Annotated in this window: 14 protein-coding genes and 4 pseudogenes; 6 read left to right on the top strand and 12 right to left on the bottom strand. The window is 57.3% G+C overall.

Features of this window, described 5'->3' with window-relative positions; translation table 11 throughout:
* Positions 1-11 precede the first annotated feature (11 nt).
* Positions 12-2,063, bottom strand: coding sequence for a CapA family protein (locus ACZ1GU_RS07485; RefSeq protein WP_472647403.1), 2,052 nt, complete (start codon positions 2,061-2,063; stop codon positions 12-14).
* A gap of 142 nt (positions 2,064-2,205) precedes the next feature.
* Here ACZ1GU_RS07485 and ACZ1GU_RS07480 point away from each other — a divergent pair, with 142 nt between their 5' ends.
* Positions 2,206-2,643 (top strand): DUF1499 domain-containing protein, encoded by a 438-nt coding sequence (locus ACZ1GU_RS07480; protein WP_472647402.1) that lies wholly within the window; start codon positions 2,206-2,208, stop codon positions 2,641-2,643.
* A gap of 6 nt (positions 2,644-2,649) precedes the next feature.
* Here ACZ1GU_RS07480 and ACZ1GU_RS07475 read toward each other — a convergent pair.
* Positions 2,650-3,449, bottom strand: a pseudogene (locus ACZ1GU_RS07475) (outer membrane protein assembly factor BamD).
* A 170-nt stretch (positions 3,450-3,619) separates the two neighbouring features.
* Here ACZ1GU_RS07475 and ACZ1GU_RS07470 point away from each other — a divergent pair.
* Complete coding sequence (locus ACZ1GU_RS07470) at positions 3,620-4,429, top strand: hypothetical protein (protein ID WP_472647401.1); 810 nt, start codon at positions 3,620-3,622, stop codon at positions 4,427-4,429.
* Between the two features lie 40 nt (positions 4,430-4,469).
* Here ACZ1GU_RS07470 and ACZ1GU_RS07465 read toward each other — a convergent pair whose 3' ends face one another.
* The 4 genes and pseudogenes from ACZ1GU_RS07465 to ACZ1GU_RS07450 all read right to left on the bottom strand — a co-directional run.
* Positions 4,470-5,603: a YadA-like family protein gene (locus tag ACZ1GU_RS07465; RefSeq protein WP_472647400.1), complete on the bottom strand. Its 1,134-nt coding sequence runs from the start codon at positions 5,601-5,603 to the stop codon at positions 4,470-4,472.
* A 133-nt stretch (positions 5,604-5,736) separates the two neighbouring features.
* Positions 5,737-6,303, bottom strand: a pseudogene (locus ACZ1GU_RS07460) (hypothetical protein); the annotation flags it as partial.
* Between the two features lie 14 nt (positions 6,304-6,317).
* Positions 6,318-6,476, bottom strand: a complete 159-nt coding sequence (locus tag ACZ1GU_RS07455) for a hypothetical protein (RefSeq protein ID WP_472647399.1) — start codon at positions 6,474-6,476, stop codon at positions 6,318-6,320.
* Between the two features lie 61 nt (positions 6,477-6,537).
* A pseudogene (locus ACZ1GU_RS07450) lies at positions 6,538-6,771 on the bottom strand (hypothetical protein); the annotation flags it as partial.
* Between the two features lie 200 nt (positions 6,772-6,971).
* Here ACZ1GU_RS07450 and ACZ1GU_RS07445 point away from each other — a divergent pair.
* Positions 6,972-7,706 carry a response regulator transcription factor gene (locus ACZ1GU_RS07445; RefSeq protein WP_472647398.1) on the top strand — a complete coding sequence of 245 codons (735 nt, stop codon included), beginning with the start codon at positions 6,972-6,974 and terminating at the stop codon, positions 7,704-7,706.
* 25 nt (positions 7,707-7,731) lie between these two features.
* On the opposite strand, the pseudogene lepA reads toward ACZ1GU_RS07445, so the two are convergent.
* The 6 genes and pseudogenes from lepA to ACZ1GU_RS07415 form a co-directional block, all read right to left on the bottom strand.
* Positions 7,732-9,550: pseudogene (gene lepA / locus ACZ1GU_RS07440) on the bottom strand (translation elongation factor 4).
* 89 nt (positions 9,551-9,639) lie between these two features.
* Positions 9,640-10,971 (bottom strand): EAL domain-containing protein, encoded by a 1,332-nt coding sequence (locus tag ACZ1GU_RS07435; protein WP_472647397.1) that lies wholly within the window; start codon positions 10,969-10,971, stop codon positions 9,640-9,642.
* Positions 10,871-11,830 carry a diguanylate cyclase domain-containing protein gene (locus ACZ1GU_RS07430; protein ID WP_472647396.1) on the bottom strand — a complete coding sequence of 320 codons (960 nt, stop codon included), beginning with the start codon at positions 11,828-11,830 and terminating at the stop codon, positions 10,871-10,873. The genes ACZ1GU_RS07435 and ACZ1GU_RS07430 overlap by 101 nt, the downstream gene beginning before the upstream one ends.
* 125 nt (positions 11,831-11,955) lie before the next feature.
* The gene (locus tag ACZ1GU_RS07425) at positions 11,956-13,656 is read right to left on the bottom strand and encodes an EAL domain-containing protein (RefSeq protein WP_472648729.1); all 1,701 of its coding nucleotides are present in this window, start codon (positions 13,654-13,656) and stop codon (positions 11,956-11,958) included.
* Positions 13,578-14,669 (bottom strand): PAS domain-containing protein, encoded by a 1,092-nt coding sequence (locus ACZ1GU_RS07420; RefSeq protein ID WP_472647395.1) that lies wholly within the window; start codon positions 14,667-14,669, stop codon positions 13,578-13,580. The genes ACZ1GU_RS07425 and ACZ1GU_RS07420 overlap by 79 nt, the downstream gene beginning before the upstream one ends.
* Positions 14,670-14,674: 5 nt before the next feature.
* Positions 14,675-16,888, bottom strand: coding sequence for an EAL domain-containing protein (locus ACZ1GU_RS07415; RefSeq protein ID WP_472647394.1), 2,214 nt, complete (start codon positions 16,886-16,888; stop codon positions 14,675-14,677).
* A 212-nt stretch (positions 16,889-17,100) separates the two neighbouring features.
* On the opposite strand from ACZ1GU_RS07415, the gene ACZ1GU_RS07410 reads away from it, so the two are divergent.
* The 3 genes from ACZ1GU_RS07410 to ACZ1GU_RS07400 all read left to right on the top strand — a co-directional run bounded on the left by ACZ1GU_RS07410 (position 17,101) and on the right by ACZ1GU_RS07400 (position 19,753).
* Positions 17,101-17,703 (top strand): hypothetical protein, encoded by a 603-nt coding sequence (locus tag ACZ1GU_RS07410; RefSeq protein WP_472647393.1) that lies wholly within the window; start codon positions 17,101-17,103, stop codon positions 17,701-17,703.
* Complete coding sequence (locus ACZ1GU_RS07405; protein WP_472647392.1) at positions 17,685-18,800, top strand: PHA/PHB synthase family protein; 1,116 nt, start codon at positions 17,685-17,687, stop codon at positions 18,798-18,800. The genes ACZ1GU_RS07410 and ACZ1GU_RS07405 overlap by 19 nt, the downstream gene beginning before the upstream one ends.
* Before the next feature lie 101 nt (positions 18,801-18,901).
* A complete protein-coding gene (locus ACZ1GU_RS07400) occupies positions 18,902-19,753 on the top strand; it encodes an alpha/beta fold hydrolase (protein ID WP_472647391.1) in 852 nt (283 codons plus the stop codon).
* Positions 19,754-19,802 lie beyond the last annotated feature (49 nt).

The raw sequence follows: 19,802 nt of genomic DNA, 5'->3' as shown, positions 1-19,802 counted from the left end.
AAGGTGTGGAATTATTGCGCAGCGGCAAGCGCAGGCTCGGAAGCCTCCCGCACATGGGTCCAGAGCCACGTCTGATGCGGGTCGCTAGCCTTGTCCGGCGCCGCCCATTCAATCAGCGCCACATCGTCGATGATGAGCGCTGGCGGACGGCGCGGCCCTTTGCGGTCGGTTGTAAAACGCAGGATCGGTCGGAACGCGCGAGCGGCGCTGCTGTCTGCTTCGGGCGGTAGCGTCAGGTCAAAGCTTACCTCCTGCCACTCGCCTGAAGCAGCGAGATTTTGCGTGCCCTTCATATCACCGCGCACCGATGGCGTGGTTGGATCGCCAGAGCGCGGGCGGGTCTTGATGCGCAGCTCGACTTCGGTCGCAACCGCTGTTTTAATGCGCGCCTTTACGGTGAAGCGTGTGCCCTCGACATCGCGCAGATAAGAGCGGGAATAGAGATATGCGCCGCGTCCAGCGCGCGTGGGTTTTAGGCTCAACGCTCCATTTCCAACTGCGTCTGCGGTGAATTGATAGCGGGCGTTGCGCACCGCCCAGAAGCGGTCGCGGGCCTCGCCAAAGGTGGTATTCTCAAAGTCGCCGCGCGCGATGATATTGCGCCCCGGGGTGCTCCCCTTGCGAGCACACACCGGTAGCAAGACAACGCGCGACTTCTGCGGGGTTTGTCGGCAGCGCGCGAGGAAATTTGCCTTGCTTTCGGCCCAGAGCGCCAAATGCCCGCCGGTCGCGGTCAGATCGCTGCCCATCTCTGACGACAGCGATGCAAGGCGCGACAGCGCCGCATGACGCATCGCGCCCACCGCTGGCACCGGGCGGAAATCCAGCACTTGCAGCGGGATCGCCTCCGCGCGCAGAAACTCGCCGTTTTCGAGGATCACTTTGAGCGCGTAGCTGGTTTGCGTCTGCGGGCGGGTCTGGTCGAAGATGAAATTGCCAAGCGATGGCGCGATCAGCGCGCCTTTGTAGGTCGTGATGCCATGCACGACATGCGGGTGATGGCCGATTGAAATCGGTGCGCCTTCATCGACAGCGAGCTTCAAGCGGCTCATCGTAGTGGTAGAGGCCCGGTCGGAATATTCCGCACTGCCGTGCAATTGCAGGATCGGCACGCGCCCCGCGGCCTTTTCGCGCCGCACAGTGTTGCGGATGCGGGCCTTTGCGCCCCATGCCGCACCGCTCTTTTCATCGGTGGCGACCTGGTTGGGCTCCCAATTGCCGCGCCATCCGACAAAGCCGAGCAGGCTGAGCGGCGTGCCGCCAATGTCGGCCTGCGTGGCTTGTTCAGCTTCGTCACGGTTCATTCCTGCGCCCGACCATTCGACACCGGCGTCGTTGAGCGCCTCAATGGTAGAGATGAGAGCCGGATCGCCGTAATCGGCGGTGTGATTGTTGCCGAGCGAGACATGATCGACCCCTGCGCGCGCCATCGCGCCTGCCATCTCAGTCGGGGTAAAGAAGACGTATTTCTTCGGCGAAGGCTCGCTCGGCTCTTCGCTGACCAGCACGGTCTCGAGGTTGAGCGAGGCGTAATCGCTGCTCTCAATGTAGGGTTTGAACGGCGCGAGCACTGCGTCGAGCTGACGGGCGTAGTTTCCGGGCGTAAGGACCGGCGGTGAGCTGCTGCCGCGATCCCGGTAGAAGCGGCGTCCGGCCATCGTATCGCCAGCAAAGAACAGCTCGATGCGCCCCGGGCGTTGTGCCACGAGCTCGATAGTCGGGACGATCAAGCACTTGCATGTCTCATCGCGCAACTCGGTGTTGCCGAAGGTTTGCAGCGTTTCGAACACCCCGCCGCCAGAAATCTCGACGCGGTAATAGGGCGCAAACCGCGTTGTAACTTGATAGGAGTTGTCAGCGCGCACTGTAGCCGGAATGCCGTTCACAGCGACGCGCACTTGCGAGAGATCAACCTCGTCGTGCGTTCCATCCAGCGTTCCGTAAATGGCGATTTCATCCGCTGCCGCGCGGTCGCTCTGCGCATGCACCGCAGGCACCGCCATCTGCAGCGCAACAAGGCCCGAGAAAGCGAGCGCCTTAAGGAGAAAAGACCCAATATTCATCGCTTCGACGTTTAGCGCCGAGCCAATGAAATTTGGTTAAGGACGGTTTAGCAGCGGCATTTGCATTGCCCCAATTCAGACGGTTGCCCGCGCGTAATCTTTACGCCTAGAAGCCGTTGACTGATCACAAGGGTTTGTTTCGGTGGCTAAGACAATCATTTTCATTGCAATTGTACTGCTGGTCGTTGGCGTGGGAGGCTTTGCCTATCTTGGGCAAAAGTCGAAAGCAGGATCTGCTCCCGGACTGGTCGACAAAACGCTCGCGCCCTGCCCTGACTCGCCCAATTGTGTGTCGAGCGAGACAGGGACTGTTGGCGACAAGAAAGTCGCAAGTTTACCCGTCGACGCCTGGGATGCCCTCCCCGCCACCGTCGAAGCGATGGGAGGGCGCATCACGACGCAGGGTGCTGACTATATTGCCGCAGAGTTCAGCTCAGCAACTTTTGGTTTTGTCGATGATCTGGAGCTGCGCAAAACGGATGACGCCGTGCATGTACGCTCTGCTTCACGCGTGGGATATTCCGACGCGGGCGCCAATGCCAAACGCGTAGCGGAGCTGCGCAGCAGGCTCCCTCAGTAAAGGCCGTTAGCTGGCGGTCACGCCGCTCGCGTGGTCCTGCACCAGCTCGTAAGCCTTTTCATACCATTCATTGCCGGGATAGTTCGCGCCGAGCACCGCGGCATATTTGACCGCTTCCTCTGGCACGCCAAGCGCAAGGCTGCTCTCCGTCAGCCGGTAAAGGGCTTCAGGCGCATGGCTGGTCGTATCGTACTGCTCCAGCACGTTGCGGAAGCGCAAATTCGCAGCCAGCCAGCGGCCAGAGCGCTGATAAAACCGGTACGATTTCCATCTCTTTGCCCGCAAGATGATCGTCCACCAGGTCCAGCTTCAACCGCGCATCGTACCGCATATTCGCTCTGCGGGAAGCGGCGATTGACCTCACGCAAGGCCGTCTTCGCCTGCTCGGTGATCTTCTGGTCGCGGTTCACGTCAGAGATCTGCTCGTAATAGCTGAGCGCGATCAGGTAATAAGCATAGGGCGCATCCTTGTTACCCGGGTGGATCGACAGGAAACGCTGCGAGCTCTGGATCGCCTTGTTGTAATCGCGCGCCACGTAATAGCTGAACGCGCTCATCAACTGCGCGCGCCGTGCCCATGGCGAATAAGGGTGCTGCCGCTCCACCTCGTCAAACAGCGCTGCGGCGAGCAACGTATTGCCATTGTCCATGCGCCGCTTCGCCTCGGTGTAGAGCGATTCCACATCGCGCGCGACATAGGCGACGTCTTCATTGGCTGATCCGCCACTCGAACAGGCGGTGGTTGTGACGAGGACGGCTCCGACGAGTCCGGCGCGAATGAGCGAGCTGCGAATGCTGGTATTCATGGGCGGCGATATAGCCGCGGCAAACGTGAACGCCAAGTGAAGTTGGATGAGTAGATGTTGATTAGGCCAAGAAACGCATTGGAAGCTTGTTCGCAGGGCGCGAGAGGCCAGGCACCGGAACAAAAACGCCCCATTTTCCTACTTGGACGTTTTCTGCTCCACGAGGTGTTATGAGTGAGACACCAAAACGGACCGCAGGTTCGCAAGCCCGCACGGGCGCCCGCAGCGATGCGGCTGAAAACCGCGTGAGCGAGGATACCGCGCAGCCGGATGGCTGTGCGAAAAACAAACAACCCTCCCTCCCCACCTTCACCCCTGTCCCGCGCAAGCGCATGCGCCGCGGCGGGTGGAGCGCAGAGCGCCAACGCGCCTTTATCGAAGCGCTCGCCGATACCGGCAGCGTGCGCGCCGCCTGCCGCCGCCTGGGTGTTGGCGAGCACCATATCTACAAACTGCGCCGCCACCCCGAAGCGGAGAGCTTTCGCAAGGCGTGGGAAGAGGCGCTCGATCATGGCATAGCGCGGATCGAAGACGTCGCGATGGACCGCGCGCTGAACGGCGTCGAGGAGCCGGTCTACCACGCCGGAGAGCTGATCGGCACGCGCCGCGTCTATAACGACCGGTTGCTGATGTTCCTGCTCAAGAACCGAGCGCCAAAGCGCTTTCCCGAAGGAACACGCCGAGGCCGCGATGCGATCGACATCATGCGCGAGGAACGCCTGGCAAAGCGCATCAAGAAACGGCTGCGCAAACGCCTGCGTGCCTCAATCCGCGCGGAGCTGGAGGCCGAGGCGAAGGCTAACGCCCCAACCCGGCAAGAGATCCGCGCCAGCATCGACCGCAAGATCGACGCCATCCGCGAAGCGCAGGAAGCTCAGCGCGAACGGGAGTGGGAGCAGCTGTCGGAGGAGACCCGCGAGGCTTGGGAACGGTTCGAGGCGTTGAAGGCGCGCGATTTGGGTGTTCCCGTCCTCAAGTAGCGAAGCGACAGGACAGGTAAAAATACCCGCCCGAATACCTTCAGAACTCTCCCGCGATGCCTGCGCGCACACTGGTTGAGTTGCCGCCTGCATATGTGACACCGGCGGTGATCGCGAAGTCCCCTTCAAACCGGTGCATCAGGCCTGCAGAGACACCAACCTCGCCGCGATAGGTTGCAACATTGCTGGCATAGCTGGTCTTGCCCGCTTCGCTCGGGAAGTGCAGGTTGGCCTGAGCAGCGATCGAGGCAATGCCGCGCTGCGCATCCTTGTCGATCGTCTCGGTGAGATCGAACAAGGTGCTTACCCGTCCGCTCAGCGCATCGAACTGCGCGGTCGAGACTTGCGAGAAGGCGTTGAGCGCCACGCGGACATTATCAACCGACGCAGCGGTGGCCACGCTCTGACGTCCCAGCGTGCCATTGGCATCGACCGTGACCGCATCAACCGGACCGACCTGGGCAGCGGTGCTCGCATCAATGTCGCCGATGCGAACACTTGAGCCCGTGCCTCCAAGGGTTACTTGACTGTCAGCTGTTGTGGTCGCGTTGGCACCAACGGCGGTCGAGTTCGCGTGGGTCACCGTCGCTCGGAAGCCGACAGCGGTTGCTCCATTGCCGGTCGCAACAGCCGTGTCGCCGACAGCTGTGCCGTTCGCACCCGCTTCTGTATCAAAGCCGACCGCGGTTGAGCGGCCTCCGTTGGCCAACGCTCTTTGCCCAACCGCCGTTGCACGTCCCCCGACCGCAAACGCCGTATCGCCAAAGGCGGCAGAGCTGGTCCCGAGCGCGCGCGAACTCCGTCCAAATGCAGACCCGCGCAGGCCCGATGCCCGCGTTGTTGTCCCGATAGCGGTGGAATCCTCTCCTAGCGCAAGAGCGTCTGCACCAAACGCACTCGCGCGATCCGCCGTCGCCTGTGCGCCTAGTGTGTCGCTGTCTGTACCATCGCCGCCGATGGCGATGGAAGATACACCGATAGCGTTCGAGACGGCTCCCACGGCAATCGCGTTGACGCCAGTCACCTCGGCATCTGCACCAATAGCGATTGCGCGCGGAACGGCGAGGTAGTTGAAAGAGCTTGCTGATGTCGGTTGGTATATGAAGGCACGACTTTTGGCCCCGATAGCAATGGTTCCCTCGCCGACCGCGTAGGCATCCCTTCCTGCTGACACGGCTGCAGATGCTGTTTCTGCCGTGACCGCATCGTATGAGAAATTCGAAAAATATGAAGGGTCGCTCGTGCTGACAGATCCATACCCTAATGCAGTCGATCCCACACCGGAGGCTTCGTACCGCTGCTCCGACTGCCAGTGTCCGATCTCTAAAGGCAGCAGCCGAAACGCCCAAAGCTGTAGAACCCAACCCTGTCGCTAGCGAGGATGCTCCAAGCGCAACTGTAGAGTTGCCCGTCGCGTCACTTGATCTGCCAATCGCAATCGACCCAGCCGTGCTTGCTTCGGCGCCATTACCGATTGCGATCGCTCCTAAGTCGCTGGCCGTAGCAACAGTGCCTATAGCCACTGAATTGTCTCCGAGCGCTTGAGCGCCCCTGCCGAAGGCTGAGGCGCCTAACGAACCAGCGACTGCGGTGTGGCCGATCGCTGTACCCCCAACAATTGGGCTCCATTCGAATGTCCCGTCGCCATTATCTGCGATTCGGACGGCTCTTGCGCCAACGCCGACTACGGTATTCTGGGATCCCGCGGCAAATGCCAATTGTCCGACCGCGGTGGATGCCGCCGAAAGCCCGATCTGTGAACCGAAATTACCTGTAAGCGTGGTGGTGGCATAGCTTTGATCGGCCACAGCCGAATTGCCCAAGGCAGTATCGCCTGTACCATTCGCAAGTGCGATCGTCCCAACAGCCGTGCTATTTTCGCCGAAAGCTAACGCTGTACGGTACCGAGGGCGGTCGCGTTGGCTTGCGTGGCCTGAGCGTTCGCTCCGAGCGCGGTTGTGGCAGTCGCAATCGCCCTGCTTGTGTAGCCCAAGGCTGTTGAGTCGTTGGAATTCGCCGTCGCGCCAAATCCCACGTACCGTCGCATTGGTCGCCAGCGCGTCCGCAAAAGCGCCGATCGCGGTGCTGTCCGTCCCAGTCGCTTCCGTAAACGCCCCCACCGCCGTAGAATTTCCTCCGCTTGCTTCGGCTTGATTGCCGCATGCGAGTTCGCTCGTGCCAGCATCAGAAGTCGCACCACTGACCGTATCGACATTGCTGTCAGCATCGCCGTCTTCATTCGTGTCAAGCAAACAGTCCTGTGCCTGTGCCTCCTCCGGAATTCCTATCGCCGTCGCTGCCGCCAGAAAGCTGATCCCCGTCGCCAATACAATCCTGTTCATCGCCGTGTCCTTTCCACCCTGCGTGGCCTGCAAATGCTAAATGACTAAACTCACTGGAAATTTGCCGCGATCCCTCATAAAAAGGGGGTTGACGAGTTGAAGCCGGGACGGGGGAAGCGTTGACGGCATTGAGTAGACATTCTCAATCACGCACGGCGGTCAGCCAGTTTCCGCCGCGGGGCCGCTCACGCTAAATGGGCATGCTCGATCCTCTCGACTGGGCGAGCGCCGCCATCTCCGCCGAGGATCCGGCGCAGGCTTGGGGAAAGCTCTTCGCAGAGCTTGGCGATCACGGATTTGAGAATTGCTCTGCCACCGTCATGGAAATCGGCAAATATGTTCTCACCGATCAAAGCCACGGGGTGATAATCACGCGGGACTTTGAAGATCATGTGCGCGATCATCCAGAAATGACCCGGTCGATGGACCTGCTGGTTCAGTATGGGAAATTTGACCGGGTTACTGCCTGTACCCAAGGCCACCCGGAATTCGACCTCTGGTCGGAGAGTGATTTGGCCTTTTACAAGCGCATGCAGGATTTCGGCTTTCGCGGCGGGTTTGGTGCGTCTTTGGTTGATCCGTGGCGCAAAGAATTCACCATCATGACAGCGAGCTGTTTTACGTCAGAGGCAGAGGCGATTGAGGCCTATGACCGGATCGCTCCTGATTTTCTGCCGGCGGTTGTTTTCCTTCAGGAAGGTCTGCAGATGAAGGAATTGGTCGAAAGCCATGATTGGCAACCTCTGTCTCAGCGTGAGCAGGAATGCCTGGTCTGGGTTTGCAGCGGGATGATGAACGGTCAGATTGCCGAGCGCACGGGCCTCTCTGAGTTCACGGTGCAGGAATATATTCGCAATGCTTGCAAAAAGTTGAAGGCACGCACCCGTGCGCAGGCAGCCGCGCGGGCGACTTTGCTGCACCTGATCCATCCGTAAGGGCGTGCGCAGTTGATATGCCGCGCTACTCCTCACCCATGCGTAATGCGGCAATGAATGCCTCTTGCGGGATGCTGACATTGCCATACTCGCGCATCTTGGCTTTGCCTTTTTTCTGCTTTTCGAGCAGCTTTTTCTTGCGCGAAATATCGCCGCCATAGCACTTCGCGGTGACGTCTTTGCGCATCGCGCTGATGGTCTCGCGGGCGATGATCTTTCCGCCGATCGCAGCCTGGATGGGAATCTTGAATAAGTGCCTTGGAATCAGGTCTTTAAGGCGCTCACACATGCCCCTGCCCCGCTCTTCCGCAACCCCTGAATGAACGATCAGAGAGAGGGCATCAACCGGCTCGTTATTGACCAGGATATTCATCTTGACGAGGTCCCCTTCGCGCAGCCCGATCTGCTCGTAATCAAAGCTGGCATACCCCCGCGAAATTGATTTGAGGCGGTCGTAAAAATCGAACACCACTTCATTCAGCGGCAACTCATATGTCACCTGCGCGCGCCCACCAACATAGGTGAGATCGGTCTGGATCCCGCGTCGGTCCTGGCACAATTTCAAGATCGCCCCGAGATGCTCATCAGGCGTGTAGATCACCGCTTTGATCCACGGCTCCTCAATCATCTCGATCCGGTTCACATCGGGCCAGTCGTGCCGGATTGTGGAGCATGATCTCGGTCGCGTCCTCGTTCTTTGTCTTGCCAAGTTGCAAACGGTAGACGACGCTCGGCGCGGTTGTGATCAGATCAAGGTCGTATTCGCGGCTGAGGCGTTCCTGGATGATCTCCAGATGCAACAGGCCAAGGAAGCCGGCGCGAAAGCCAAAGCCAAGCGCGGCGGAGCTTTCCATTTCAAAGCTGAAGCTCGCGTCATTCAAGCGCAGCTTGCCGATACTCTCGCGCAGTTTTTCAAACTCGACCGCATCGACCGGGAACAGGCCGCAGAACACCACCGGCTGGACTTCCTTATAACCGGGCAACGCCTCTGTCGCGCCGTTCTTGACCGTGGTGATCGTGTCGCCGACGCGGGCCTGTTCGACTTCCTTGATTTGCGCGGTGATAAATCCGATTTCGCCGGGGCCAAGCTCCGGCAGGTCAGTGCGTTTGGGGGTGAAGCAGCCGACACGGTCGATCAGATGCTGTGTGCCGCCTTGCATAAACTTGATCTGCTGGCCCTTGGTGAGAACCCCTTCGATGATGCGCACAAGGATGACGACGCCGAGATACGGATCGTACCAGCTGTCGACGAGCGATGCTTTAAGCGGTTTTTCGCGATCACCTTGCGGAGCCGGGATCTTGGCAACCACTGCTTCGAGCACATCCTCGATTCCGATGCCGGTTTTCGCGCTCGTCATGACGGCTTCGGACGCGTCTAAGCCGATGACTTCTTCGATTTCGGCCTGGACACGCTCGGGTTCGGCGGCAGGCAAATCGACCTTGTTGATTACCGAAACGATTTCGTGGTCATGCTCGATTGACTGGTAGACATTCGCGAGAGTCTGCGCCTCGACCCCCTGTGCGGCGTCGACAACCAACAGCGCACCTTCGCATGCAGCCAAACTACGCGAGACCTCGTAGGCGAAATCGACGTGGCCGGGGGTGTCCATCAGGTTGAGCTGATAGGTCTCGCCATCCTTGGCGGTGTAGTTGAGGCGCACGGTCTGTGCCTTGATCGTGATGCCGCGCTCTTTTTCGATATCCATATTGTCGAGCACCTGCTCGGACATTTCACGCTCGGTCAGGCCACCGGTGAATTGGATCAACCGGTCAGCCAGCGTGGACTTACCGTGATCGATATGGGCGATAATCGAGAAGTTACGAATTTTGGAAAGGTCAGTCATTTCCGAGCGCATTTAGCGGGCCGCAAGGCCAATGTCATTCGCGAAAATCGCAACACTCCCCAAGCGCGCGATTAGGTTCTAGTGGCGGACTAGCCTGCTTCGTGATGACGGACCGGTGCATAACCGAATTGTGGCACACTACCGCCCTGCCCAAGCATTCCGCCTTGCATGCCTTTGTAATCACCTTGCGAGAGTGCTGCGAGCGGAGCTCCTGCCGCAGCAAGAGCATATGGCGAGACGCGATTGCGCGTACATAATCCGCCGGCTCCATCGTCGATCAGCGACTGCTCGAATTCCAGCCCCTGTGTGTCTGAACTGGTTCGGATCACCGTTGCGACCGCCAATTGACCTCCGCCCAAGTCGACAACGAACTGAGTGCCCTTAGGCACGTCGGCCAATCCTTGAATAAGGGCGCCTGTTTTCGAAAGGTTGCGCAAGGTGACCTCGTAGGAATGATCATCGTGGATCACTTGTATTTTGCGGAATACGGTCCGACGTCTCGCGCGTTTGGTGCGGTCATCGCTTGCCTCAATCTTCCAGCTATTGCCGGTCAATTCTTCGCACACTGCTTCGATGTCGATCGGATCGGAAAAGATCGGCCCTTGCAAATAGGTTATTCCGCAATCGCGCAGAACTCTCATCAAGCTTGTCGTTTCGATGCCGTTTCCGACGGTATTCATGTCCAAGGCGCCAGCAAGTGCAACGATCGCTTTGACCAGACCGAGTTCGCGATTCTCATCGCCATTTTCGGCTTCAATGATCAAATTTTCATCGATCTTGATCGTATCGAACGGCGCGCGACGCAGGTACGCTAGCGACGAATAGCCGCTTCCGAACTCATCCAATGTGAGCCGCACGCCGATTTTAAACAAGGCTCCCAACGTCCGGTCTACCGCATTGGTGTCTCCGAAGAAGATCGCTTCGCTGATTTCCAGTTCAAGACGGTTGGAGGCAATATCAGAGGCCTTGATCGCATCATCGACACGATCGACGAAATCATCCGCGCCAAACAGGGGCACAGGTACATTCACTGCAACACGGACACTCTCAGGCCATTTGCTGGCATGCTCACAAGCTTGCTTAATCGCCCAAGTGCCAACCTCGATAACTTGGCTCGCACCTTCCAGGATTGATGCGAACTCCTCTTCGTCGATTTCACCGCGTTGCGGGTGATTCCAGCAAATCTTGGCCTCTAGAGTTTCGACATTTTGGGATGCTGTCGAGACGATCGGCTGATACTTGAGGAACAATTGATCGTCTCGAACGGCTGCGCCAAGATCTTCCTCGAGCCGCCTGCGAAAGATTGCTTCGTTTTCCAGCTCACCGGAATAGAAACGGTACTGTCCACGTACCGCTGTTCTTGGCTGCATAAAGAGCAAGATCAGCCGAGCGAACGACTTCATCGCGAGTGACGCCGTCATGCGGCGCGATCGCAATTCCGACAGACGCTCCGATCACGCAGCGCCCCTCATCCAAAGAATAGGGCTGCTTAAGCATCGCGATGATCTTCATCGCGATATCGCCCAGGACTCCGCGATCATCGACATCTGGGACCATGACCTGGAATTCGTCACCACCCAAGCGTCCAATTTCACACTCTTGGTCGATTGATCGCTGTAAGCGAGCTGAAACCTGCTTTAAAAGTTCATCACCTGCAGCGTGACCAAGTGTATCGTTCACGTGCTTGAACCGGTCCAGGTCGAGCATCATCACCGCGCAATTTCGCTTGGCAGCCTGAAAAGCCACCAGCGTTGAATCGATGATTTGCGCCATGCGGTGGCGATTGGCGAGGCCAGTTAACGAGTCATACTTGGCTAGCCGCTCTGTCTCTTCTTCCCGATGAAACTCTTCGGTAATGTCCGTTCCTGTCCCACGGAAACCAGTAAACTTGCCCCGACTGTTCGTTACGGGCTGACCTGCAAGGCGAATGACAGTCTTACTTGTCCCGATCGCAGGCTGAACAATAAAGCCGTTGAACGCTTTATGCGTTCCAAGCATCCAAGACAGTGATTTGCTGCGGGATTGGTTTTCCTGCGCCTCGAAAACGCTGGCAAGCGGTTGTCCAATCAAAGCGTCAAACTCGACCTCGATGCGGTCTGCGATTGCACCGCTCAAATACGTGAGCTTGCCGTCGGCATCGCACGCCCAGAACCATCCCAGACCCGAGCTTTCCAGCTCGTCGAGCATTTCGAGCTTTTCCGTCTCGCTTAGCGTGGACACACTTTTTGCGCCGCGCCCGCCCCTCACGCCGCCGCCGATTGATCCGAGAAAGCTTTTCAAAGGCACCTTCGCCTTACCTTTCAAACCGCACCAGACCTTCTGGTGATTATTGAGGGGTAAAGCCGGTTGGTTACTTTTATCCTAATAATGGACGTTTAGTCGACCGGCTAACTCGTCTTTTGCGGTCAGCCTTTGGCGGTTTCACGAAGGATGTCGAATGTCCCGTCCGGCCCTTGTCGAAGGAGCTGGGCAAATTGCACGCCAATCCGACTTTCGCGCACCCAGCGAACCTCGGCATTGATTGACCGCCCATGGTCGAATTCGACGATTACAGGATCGCCCTTGGAGAGCATCCACACCCCATCAATCATGGCGCCACCTTCAGAGATTGATCGCAAAGTTGCTGGCAGCCTGTTTTCGCCAACGATAACCGCGATCCTTCTCAACAGCACTTTGCGAGGTGCGCGCGTAGACCTTGGGCCTTCGGCACTTAACGCAGTCGATTTTTGGACCAATAAGGTCGCAGCCGTTGCATCCAGCGCCCCGTGATAGATATTGCCCTGGATGTGACTGCAACCGAGTTCTCGCACCAGTTCCAACTCATCGAGCGTCTCAACGCCCTCAGCCGTTGTTTCCATGCGCAGAGCGGCAGCGAGACTGGTAATCGATGCAATAATCGCCCCATTTCGGCTGCCAGGTTCGGTTGCGCCTCTCACAAAGCTCTGATCGATCTTGATTTTATCGAATGGAGCCGTCTTCAAGTACCCCAGCGAAGAATACCCAGTACCAAAGTCATCCAGCGCCAAGCGCACGCCAACACGTTTCAGCGCGGCAAAAGTGGCATCGGTGTTCGCGCCTTCATTGAGAAAAACGCTCTCTGTAAGCTCGAGTTCCAGGCGTCCGGGATCGACCCCTGCATGGGCAAGCGCGTTCGCGACAATCGTGGGAAAATCGGGATTGGTAAACTGCAGCGGTGAAACGTTTACCGAGCAGCGCACGTCTTCGGGCCATCGGGCCAAATCCTCACAAGCATTGCGTAATGCCCATTGGCCAATCCCGTCGATCAGACCCGCATCTTCGGCGATAGGAATGAACTCTTGAGGCGATTGCCATCCCTTGGTTGGGTGGTTCCAGCGCAACAGCGCCTCAAACCCGGTGATCTTCTCACTGCCGGCGTAAACGAGCGGCTGGTAGAAGAGCTGCAATTGGCCATCTGCAATGGCTTCGCGAAGATCTTGCTCCAGCTGCGCCCTCGCCTCGGCAGCCGAATGCAGATTGTCGGCAAAGAACTTGAACGTTCCGCGCCCGGCATCCTTTGCCGCATACAGTGCCAGATCGACATTACGAACTAGTTCTTCCTGACTGGAGCCGTGTTCAGGCGCCATCGCAATCCCAACCGATGCGCCGATAATGACATTGTGGTTCTCAACGGAATACGGCTGCGACAGACGCGCGATTACTTCCCGAGCGAGCACGCCGAGCGCTTCCCTCGACGATTGTCCAGGAATAATAACCTGGAATTCATCGCCGCCCAAGCGCCCGCAGCGCCCTTGCTGTCCGACCGTTTGCTTCAAGCGCTGCGCAACCTGTTTGAGAAGCGCGTCCCCTGCTGGATGGCCGAGAGTATCGTTCACCTGCTTGAAACGATCGAGGTCCAGCATCAGCACCGAGCACTCCCTGTCGCGCTCACGCGGTGAGCCCAAAATACGCTCGAGCGACTGGGCCATTTGCAGGCGGTTGGCGAGGCCAGTAAGCGAGTCAAAGTGTGCGAGCCGAGATACTTGTTGTTCGGAGCGCCGTTGCTCAGTCAGATCGGATCCGTGGCCACGAAAACCACAGAAATTGTCAAATGAGTCGTAGACCGGTCGGTACCGGTCAAAGCCCACCAACGTGCGGGGCGCGTACCGGCAGCACACAATTCTACATCGGAAAAAGCAGACCGTGCCGACAAATGGAAAAGTAGGGTCTGGTCTGCTCTTTTCGATCCGTCAGATGTCGCTACTATTTCGCTGAGCGGTCTCCCCAGAAGGTCGGCGACTGATTTGCCTAAGACGTCTGCTGCAGAAGGCGAAATATAGCTGATCAGTCCGCGCCGATCGGTTTCCCAAAACCAACCTTGGCCAGTGTCTTCGAAACTGCGCAAGATGTCTTCAGCACGTGCAGCAAGCCTTTCGCGCGCCTCGCGGGCAAACTTTCGCTCCTGCACATCGAGCCATTCCATTCGGGCGACCAAGATCAGGGCAAGGCCAGCAGCCACCAAGGCTGAGACCATAATTGCACTGGGCTCACCAAATGCAAATGCTGTCCAGATCGACATCTTCGCCGTAAATAGGGAAACGATCCGCATCCCGAGCAAGGCTGTAGTAGCCGCGTTTATGCAGACCAGAGACGCGATTGCCCATTGCCAAGGCAAGCCAGCTCCGATCCAATGGCTGAAGACAAGGCCCGCACAGACCATCGGTACCAAGACGCCGAGGACAAGAACGAACGAGCTCGCATATCTGCTCGAATTCTCATTGCGCTCATAGGCAGCGAGATATGACCCACATGCAAACATCGCGATTGAGGCGAATGCTGCAAGAGCCGAAACTATGCCGAGCGGCACCCCTTTCGCCACAAACGCCGCAAGAGCATAGGCCAACAGCAGGAAACCAGCCATCGCCCTAGGCTGGGCAGGTAACGCATATTCATGGTCGGCTTTTTGCCCGTTTTCGGCCTCTTGGGGAGGAGGTATGACAGATGAGTGGACTCGGGCTGCACTACGACGATCGTCCGAATCCCTCGCAGTTCCTGCCGCGACGCCGCGCTTGCCCTCGCCATCGAGCTCCGCACCGCACGCACCGTTCGGGTCTCCCGGTGCCTCTGCGGACTGTTCAATGCGAGGACGATTGACTTGCATCTCCATCAATCCTGCGACGACACAATGCTGCCGATTTCGACTTCCATGAACGCCTTGCTTGTGGGCATGACGCCACCAGTCAGCGCTGCATACGCATCGTCTGCGAGGGATTTGAGAGGTCGGCCCGCAGCCTCTATCTGATAGGGCGAAACCCGGTGCCTGGTGCACAAGCCTTTTGCACCATCACTAATCAGCTGCGTTTCAAATTCGACCCCTTGGCTGAACCCATCGGAGCGCCGGACTGTAGCAACTGCAAGTTGCCCGCCACCAAGATCGAGCACTACATCGGTTCCGATCGGTACGTTCAGCAGCCCTTCGATCTTTGCCCCAGTCTTCGACAAATTGCGGAGCACGACATTGTAACGATGGTCGTCGTGGATCAGTCCGATCCGCCGGAATTCTGTCCGGCGATCATGGCGATAACGGTCCGGCCCTATAGGTTCAAACTCAAGCTCGCCTCTCTCAAAGCGCGAAAGAACTTCGTCTGCCGGGATTGCTCTTGAGAAGAGTATTCCCTGAATGTGAGATGCGCCTTGGGTCTTCACCACCTCAAGCTCATCCTTGTTCTCTACGCCCTCGGCCACAGTCTCCATTCGCAATGCGCCAGCCAAGCCGACAACAGCCGCAATGATTGCAGGATTGTTGCTGTCATCGGCAGAACATCCCCGGACAAAGCTTTGGTCGATCTTAATCTTGTCAAACGGCGCGTCGCGCAAATAACTGAGTGATGAGTAACCCGTGCCGAAATCATCGAGTGCGAGTTTCACACCGAGATTTTTAAGCTTTTTGAATATTTTGTATGTGCGCTCAAGATCGCCAATAAATACACTTTCTGTGATCTCGAGCTCGATCTGTGCTGGATTGACGCCAGAGGCCTCAATTGCCTGCTTAACGATGCTGACGAAGTCGTCAGCCGCAAATTGAACAGCAGAAACATTGATGGCCGCCCGCACGGTCTCCGGCCATTTGGTGACCTGTCGACACACTTCACCCAGCGCCCAAGTCCCCATTTCGCGAATGATACCCACATCCTCAGCGACAGGAATGAAATCCGCCGGCGAGATCATGCCGCGCTCGGTATGCTCCCACCGCATGAGTGCCTCCATGCACTCTACCCGGTGGGTTTCTGCGCTCACTATCGGTTGATAGTGCATTTGCAGCTCTGACTTGGCTAGCGCATCCCGTAAGTCTTCTTCGATCCGCGCGCGCTCATTCACAGCCTCTTTCAGATCGCTGGAATAGAAACGGTATTGTCCGCGGCCCTCGCATTTTGCCGAGTAAAGCGCCAAATCTGCAGCCTTGCTGATCTCCTCGCTATCGACCCCGTCATAGGGAGCCACGGCGATTCCGACCGAAGAGCCGATAACGGCTCTCATTCCGTCGATGGAATACGGTTGAGAAAGCATCTGGACGATGCGAAAACCAAGGTCACCAAGGTCGCCGCGATCGTCGATATCCGGCAAAATGACTTGAAACTCGTCGCCGCCAAGACGGGCAATCTCTCCGCGATCGCCGATGATCCGTTTCAAGCGGTCCGCAGCCTGCTTGAGCAGCTCATCTCCGGCTGGGTAACCCATGGTATCATTCACCTGCTTGAACCGATCGAGATCAAGCCTCATTAAGGCAACCGAGCGTTTTGCAGCGAGGAACGCGGACATCGTGGTTTCCAGCTTTTTGGCAATGTAGTGCCTGTTTGCCAGCCCCGTCAGGGAATCATATTTCGAGAGCTTCTCAACATTTTGCAGTTCGTGTCGCGAAGCGCTGACATCCCGCGCAGTGCCATGATGTCCTAGAAATTCGCCCTGGCCATCGTGCTGTGGTTTGGCAGCGATTTCCCACCATTGTTCACCGGTCTTGCATGCAATTCTGACCGTAAGTGGGCCGATGGAGTTATGAGCAGCGAGCAGGAACTTAAGCGGGCGCTGGCTTTGCCTAGCTGCAGGATCGTCATCGATCTGAAAAATATCGGAAATATGAGTTCCGATGAGTTCGCCATTTTCGCATTCAATCGTTTCTGCGGCGGAACTCGAAAGATAGGTGAGACGGCCTTCGCCATCACACGCCCAAATCCAGCTGAGACCGGAACTTTCCAGATTATCCAACAGCGAAAGCCGTTGCGCCGCATTCGGCGATGGGATGGGCTCAACTGTCGTGTGCTTGCGTGCATCGACCGATACCGCTTCCGCTGCCTTGTTTATCTTTGAAAACAGTCCGGCCATCCGGTTCAAGGTCCCTATTGAAACCAAAGGGTCAGCAGTCTGTCCCGAAGGTTCCGGCAATTTACAACTGCTAGCTACGCTCCAATCCTTGATATTTTTCTAAATGATCTCCCGGGAACAGGGCTGCAGTTGAGCCCTTGTCTAGTTGTCACAAAAAAGGCAGTTTGCGGGCAACAAAGCAGCAATCGCAAAAACGCGCACAAGGGGATAGAATGTCAGAAGGCACGGTTAAGCTCGAAAACGAAGCAGCCCAATCGACTAACGCATTGGGACCATTGGTAGGTTTGGCTCGAGAAGACTTCGTCGGGGCAGTGGCACTTTTACTGCGCGAAACAGCCTCGGATCCAAAGCGGATCATGAAACATGCTCAGGCCATGGGTGAAGACATGGTCAAGATCATGACCGGCAAAAGCGAACTGGCGCCTGACCCCAAAGACAAGCGCTTCATGGACCCGGCTTGGCAATTCAATCCATTCTTCAAAGCGGGCGCGCAGTATTATCTCGCAGTGCAGAAAGGGATGCGAAACTGGCTGGAAGAGCTCGAATTGGATGAGCTGGAACGCAACCGAGCAAATTTTATCTCGAACATTATTCTTGACAGCCTTGCTCCAACCAACTCGCTAATCGGCAATCCAGTCGCACAGAAACAGGTGATCAATTCCGGCGGCCTTTCCCTGATCAAGGGCTTGCAGAACGCTTTTAACGATCTGGTCAACAACAAAGGCATGGTCAGCCAGGTCGACAAGCGGTACCGTTCGAAATCGGCAAGAATATCGCGATTTCAAACGGTTCAGTCGTGCTTCGCACCGAAATGATGGAGTTGGTTCAATACGCACCGACAACCGATGAGGTGCACGAAATTCCTCAGCTTACGATCCCACCACAGATTAACAAAATGTACATCAACGACCTCTCGCCAGACAAGTCGGTCGTCAAGTATCAGGTCGACAATGGCATTCAAACTTTTGTGATCTCTTGGCGCAATCCGACCAAGGAACAAGGTGTCTGGGGCATGGCCGATTACATCCGCTCTTGCGAAGAAGCGATGGAAGCTGTCGCCCAGATAACGGGATCGAAAAAGGTCAATGTATCAGCGGGTTGCTCTGGCGGTCAGACAGCCTCGGTGCTTGCCTCGAAATTGGCTGCTAACAAGAGTGATCTGCTCGGCACTCTCACTCTGATGGTATGCGTCTTACATCCCAAGCCAACTGACGTGGAGGCGGCATCTCTGGTTTCGGAAAACGGAACTGCCCTCGCCCGTCAGCGCGCTGAAAAAGCCGGCATCATCAAGGCAGACGATCTTGCGCGCGGGTTTGCATGGCTCAGGCCAAACGATCTGATCTGGAATTATGTGATCAACAACTACCTGCTCGGCATGGACCCGCCAGCATTTGATGTTCTCTTTTGGAACGCGGATGCGACCAACCTGTCAGGCGCTCTAATGGGCGATTTTCTGACCTTGTTTGAGACACTTGCGTTCACCAAAAAGGGTGAAGTCGAAGTCGCGGATCATCTGCTTGATCTATCCAAAGTAACCTCGGACCTGTTTGTTCTCGGCGGTGTCACCGACCACATCACCCCGTGGAAGGCGACTTATCGCTCGACACAGCTGTTCGGAAGCAAGGACGTGACCTATGTCCTCAGTCAATCTGGACATATGCAGGCGATCCTCAACCCTCCAGGCAATCCCAAGGCGAAGTACTTCGTTCAGAAGAAGAAGGGTAAGCTGCCTCCTACCGCCGATGAGTGGCTGCAGGGAACGGAAGAAGTAAAGGGTAGCTGGTGGCCCTATTGGATGGAATGGGTTCAAAAGCGTTCTGGCGCGAAGAAGGCAGCACCCAAAAAGCTGGGGAGTGCCAAGCACAAACCGCTGGACCCGGCCCCAGGTCTCTACGTAATAGAAGAGGTGTAATCGCGCGCGCCATAGCCGGCAGCGCCGGTATGCCGAATACCGGGCGGCGGTTGTGAGGGATCGACAACCGCCGTTTCGGCTCGCCTCGAAGGGAAATTTGTTTGTCTGATGCAATGAAGGACGCTGTTGTCGGTCTCCACAATGTTGGGGGACGCGATCTACGCGTTGCGCACTGGCGGCTCGACGAGGCTTCGGACCATCCGCCCGTGCTCTTTTTCAATGGGATCGGCGCAAATATCGAAGCGGTCGCCCCGCTGGCCGAAGCCTTGCCAGAGCGCGCTTTCATCATGTTCGATATGCCGGGTGTTGGTGGCTCACCTGAACCGCTTATTCCCTATACTCCGTGGACGATGTCGTGGACGGCTACGAAGCTGCTCGATGAACTAGGCGTAGGTGTGGTGGACGTAATGGGCATAAGCTGGGGCGGTGGCATGGCTCAGCATTTTGCGATCCAGCATCCCGGGCGCACGCGGCGTCTCGTCCTGATCGCCACAAGTGCGGGCATGTTGATGGTGCCAGGAAGCCCCAAGGCGCTGACAAAAATGGCCAATCCTCGCCGCTACATCGACCCTGACTTCATGTTGAAGAACTTTGAAACGCTGTACGGCGAAGGCCTCGGCACAAGCGCAGGCAAAGGCGGCCATATGTCGCGCCTCACGCCTCCAAGCGCTCGGGGCTACATGTACCAACTGCTCTGTATGCTGGGATGGACAAGCGCGCCTGCCCTACCCTTCATGAAAAAGGGTACGCTCATTATGATGGGTGATGACGATGCGATCGTTCCGCTCGCCAATGGCAAGTTTCTCGCCAGCTTGATCCCGAACAGTGACCTGGTGGTGATGGAAGGCGGCGGACACCTTTTCCTGTTGAGCCACAAGGATGAAAGCGTTGCTGCGATCCGCGCGCATCTGGACGCGCCCGAAAGCCCTGACGGGCAGTTGGCTGCAGCCTAACATCTAGACAGCCAGTTGACGTTGTGAGACCCTCTCTACCGAGAGAGGA

This window comes from Erythrobacter sp. HA7-11, from assembly GCF_055693605.1.
The sequence above is the reverse complement of the archived record's forward strand: the minus strand, read 5'-3'. Positions and strand labels throughout refer to the sequence as shown.

What these genes read in the sequence shown, in the direction of transcription:
- ACZ1GU_RS07485 (WP_472647403.1), bottom strand. Translation starts at nt 2,063, where the DNA reads ATGAATATTGGGTCTTTTCTCCTTAAGGCGCTCGCTTTCTCGGGCCTT.
- ACZ1GU_RS07470 (WP_472647401.1), top strand. Translation starts at nt 3,620, where the DNA reads ATGAGTGAGACACCAAAACGGACCGCAGGTTCGCAAGCCCGCACGGGC.
- ACZ1GU_RS07455 (WP_472647399.1), bottom strand. Translation starts at nt 6,476, where the DNA reads ATGCGACGGTACGTGGGATTTGGCGCGACGGCGAATTCCAACGACTCA.
- ACZ1GU_RS07445 (WP_472647398.1), top strand. Translation starts at nt 6,972, where the DNA reads ATGCTCGATCCTCTCGACTGGGCGAGCGCCGCCATCTCCGCCGAGGAT.
- ACZ1GU_RS07435 (WP_472647397.1), bottom strand. Translation starts at nt 10,971, where the DNA reads ATGACGGCGTCACTCGCGATGAAGTCGTTCGCTCGGCTGATCTTGCTC.
- ACZ1GU_RS07420 (WP_472647395.1), bottom strand. Translation starts at nt 14,669, where the DNA reads ATGCAAGTCAATCGTCCTCGCATTGAACAGTCCGCAGAGGCACCGGGA.
- ACZ1GU_RS07415 (WP_472647394.1), bottom strand. Translation starts at nt 16,888, where the DNA reads ATGGCCGGACTGTTTTCAAAGATAAACAAGGCAGCGGAAGCGGTATCG.
- ACZ1GU_RS07410 (WP_472647393.1), top strand. Translation starts at nt 17,101, where the DNA reads ATGTCAGAAGGCACGGTTAAGCTCGAAAACGAAGCAGCCCAATCGACT.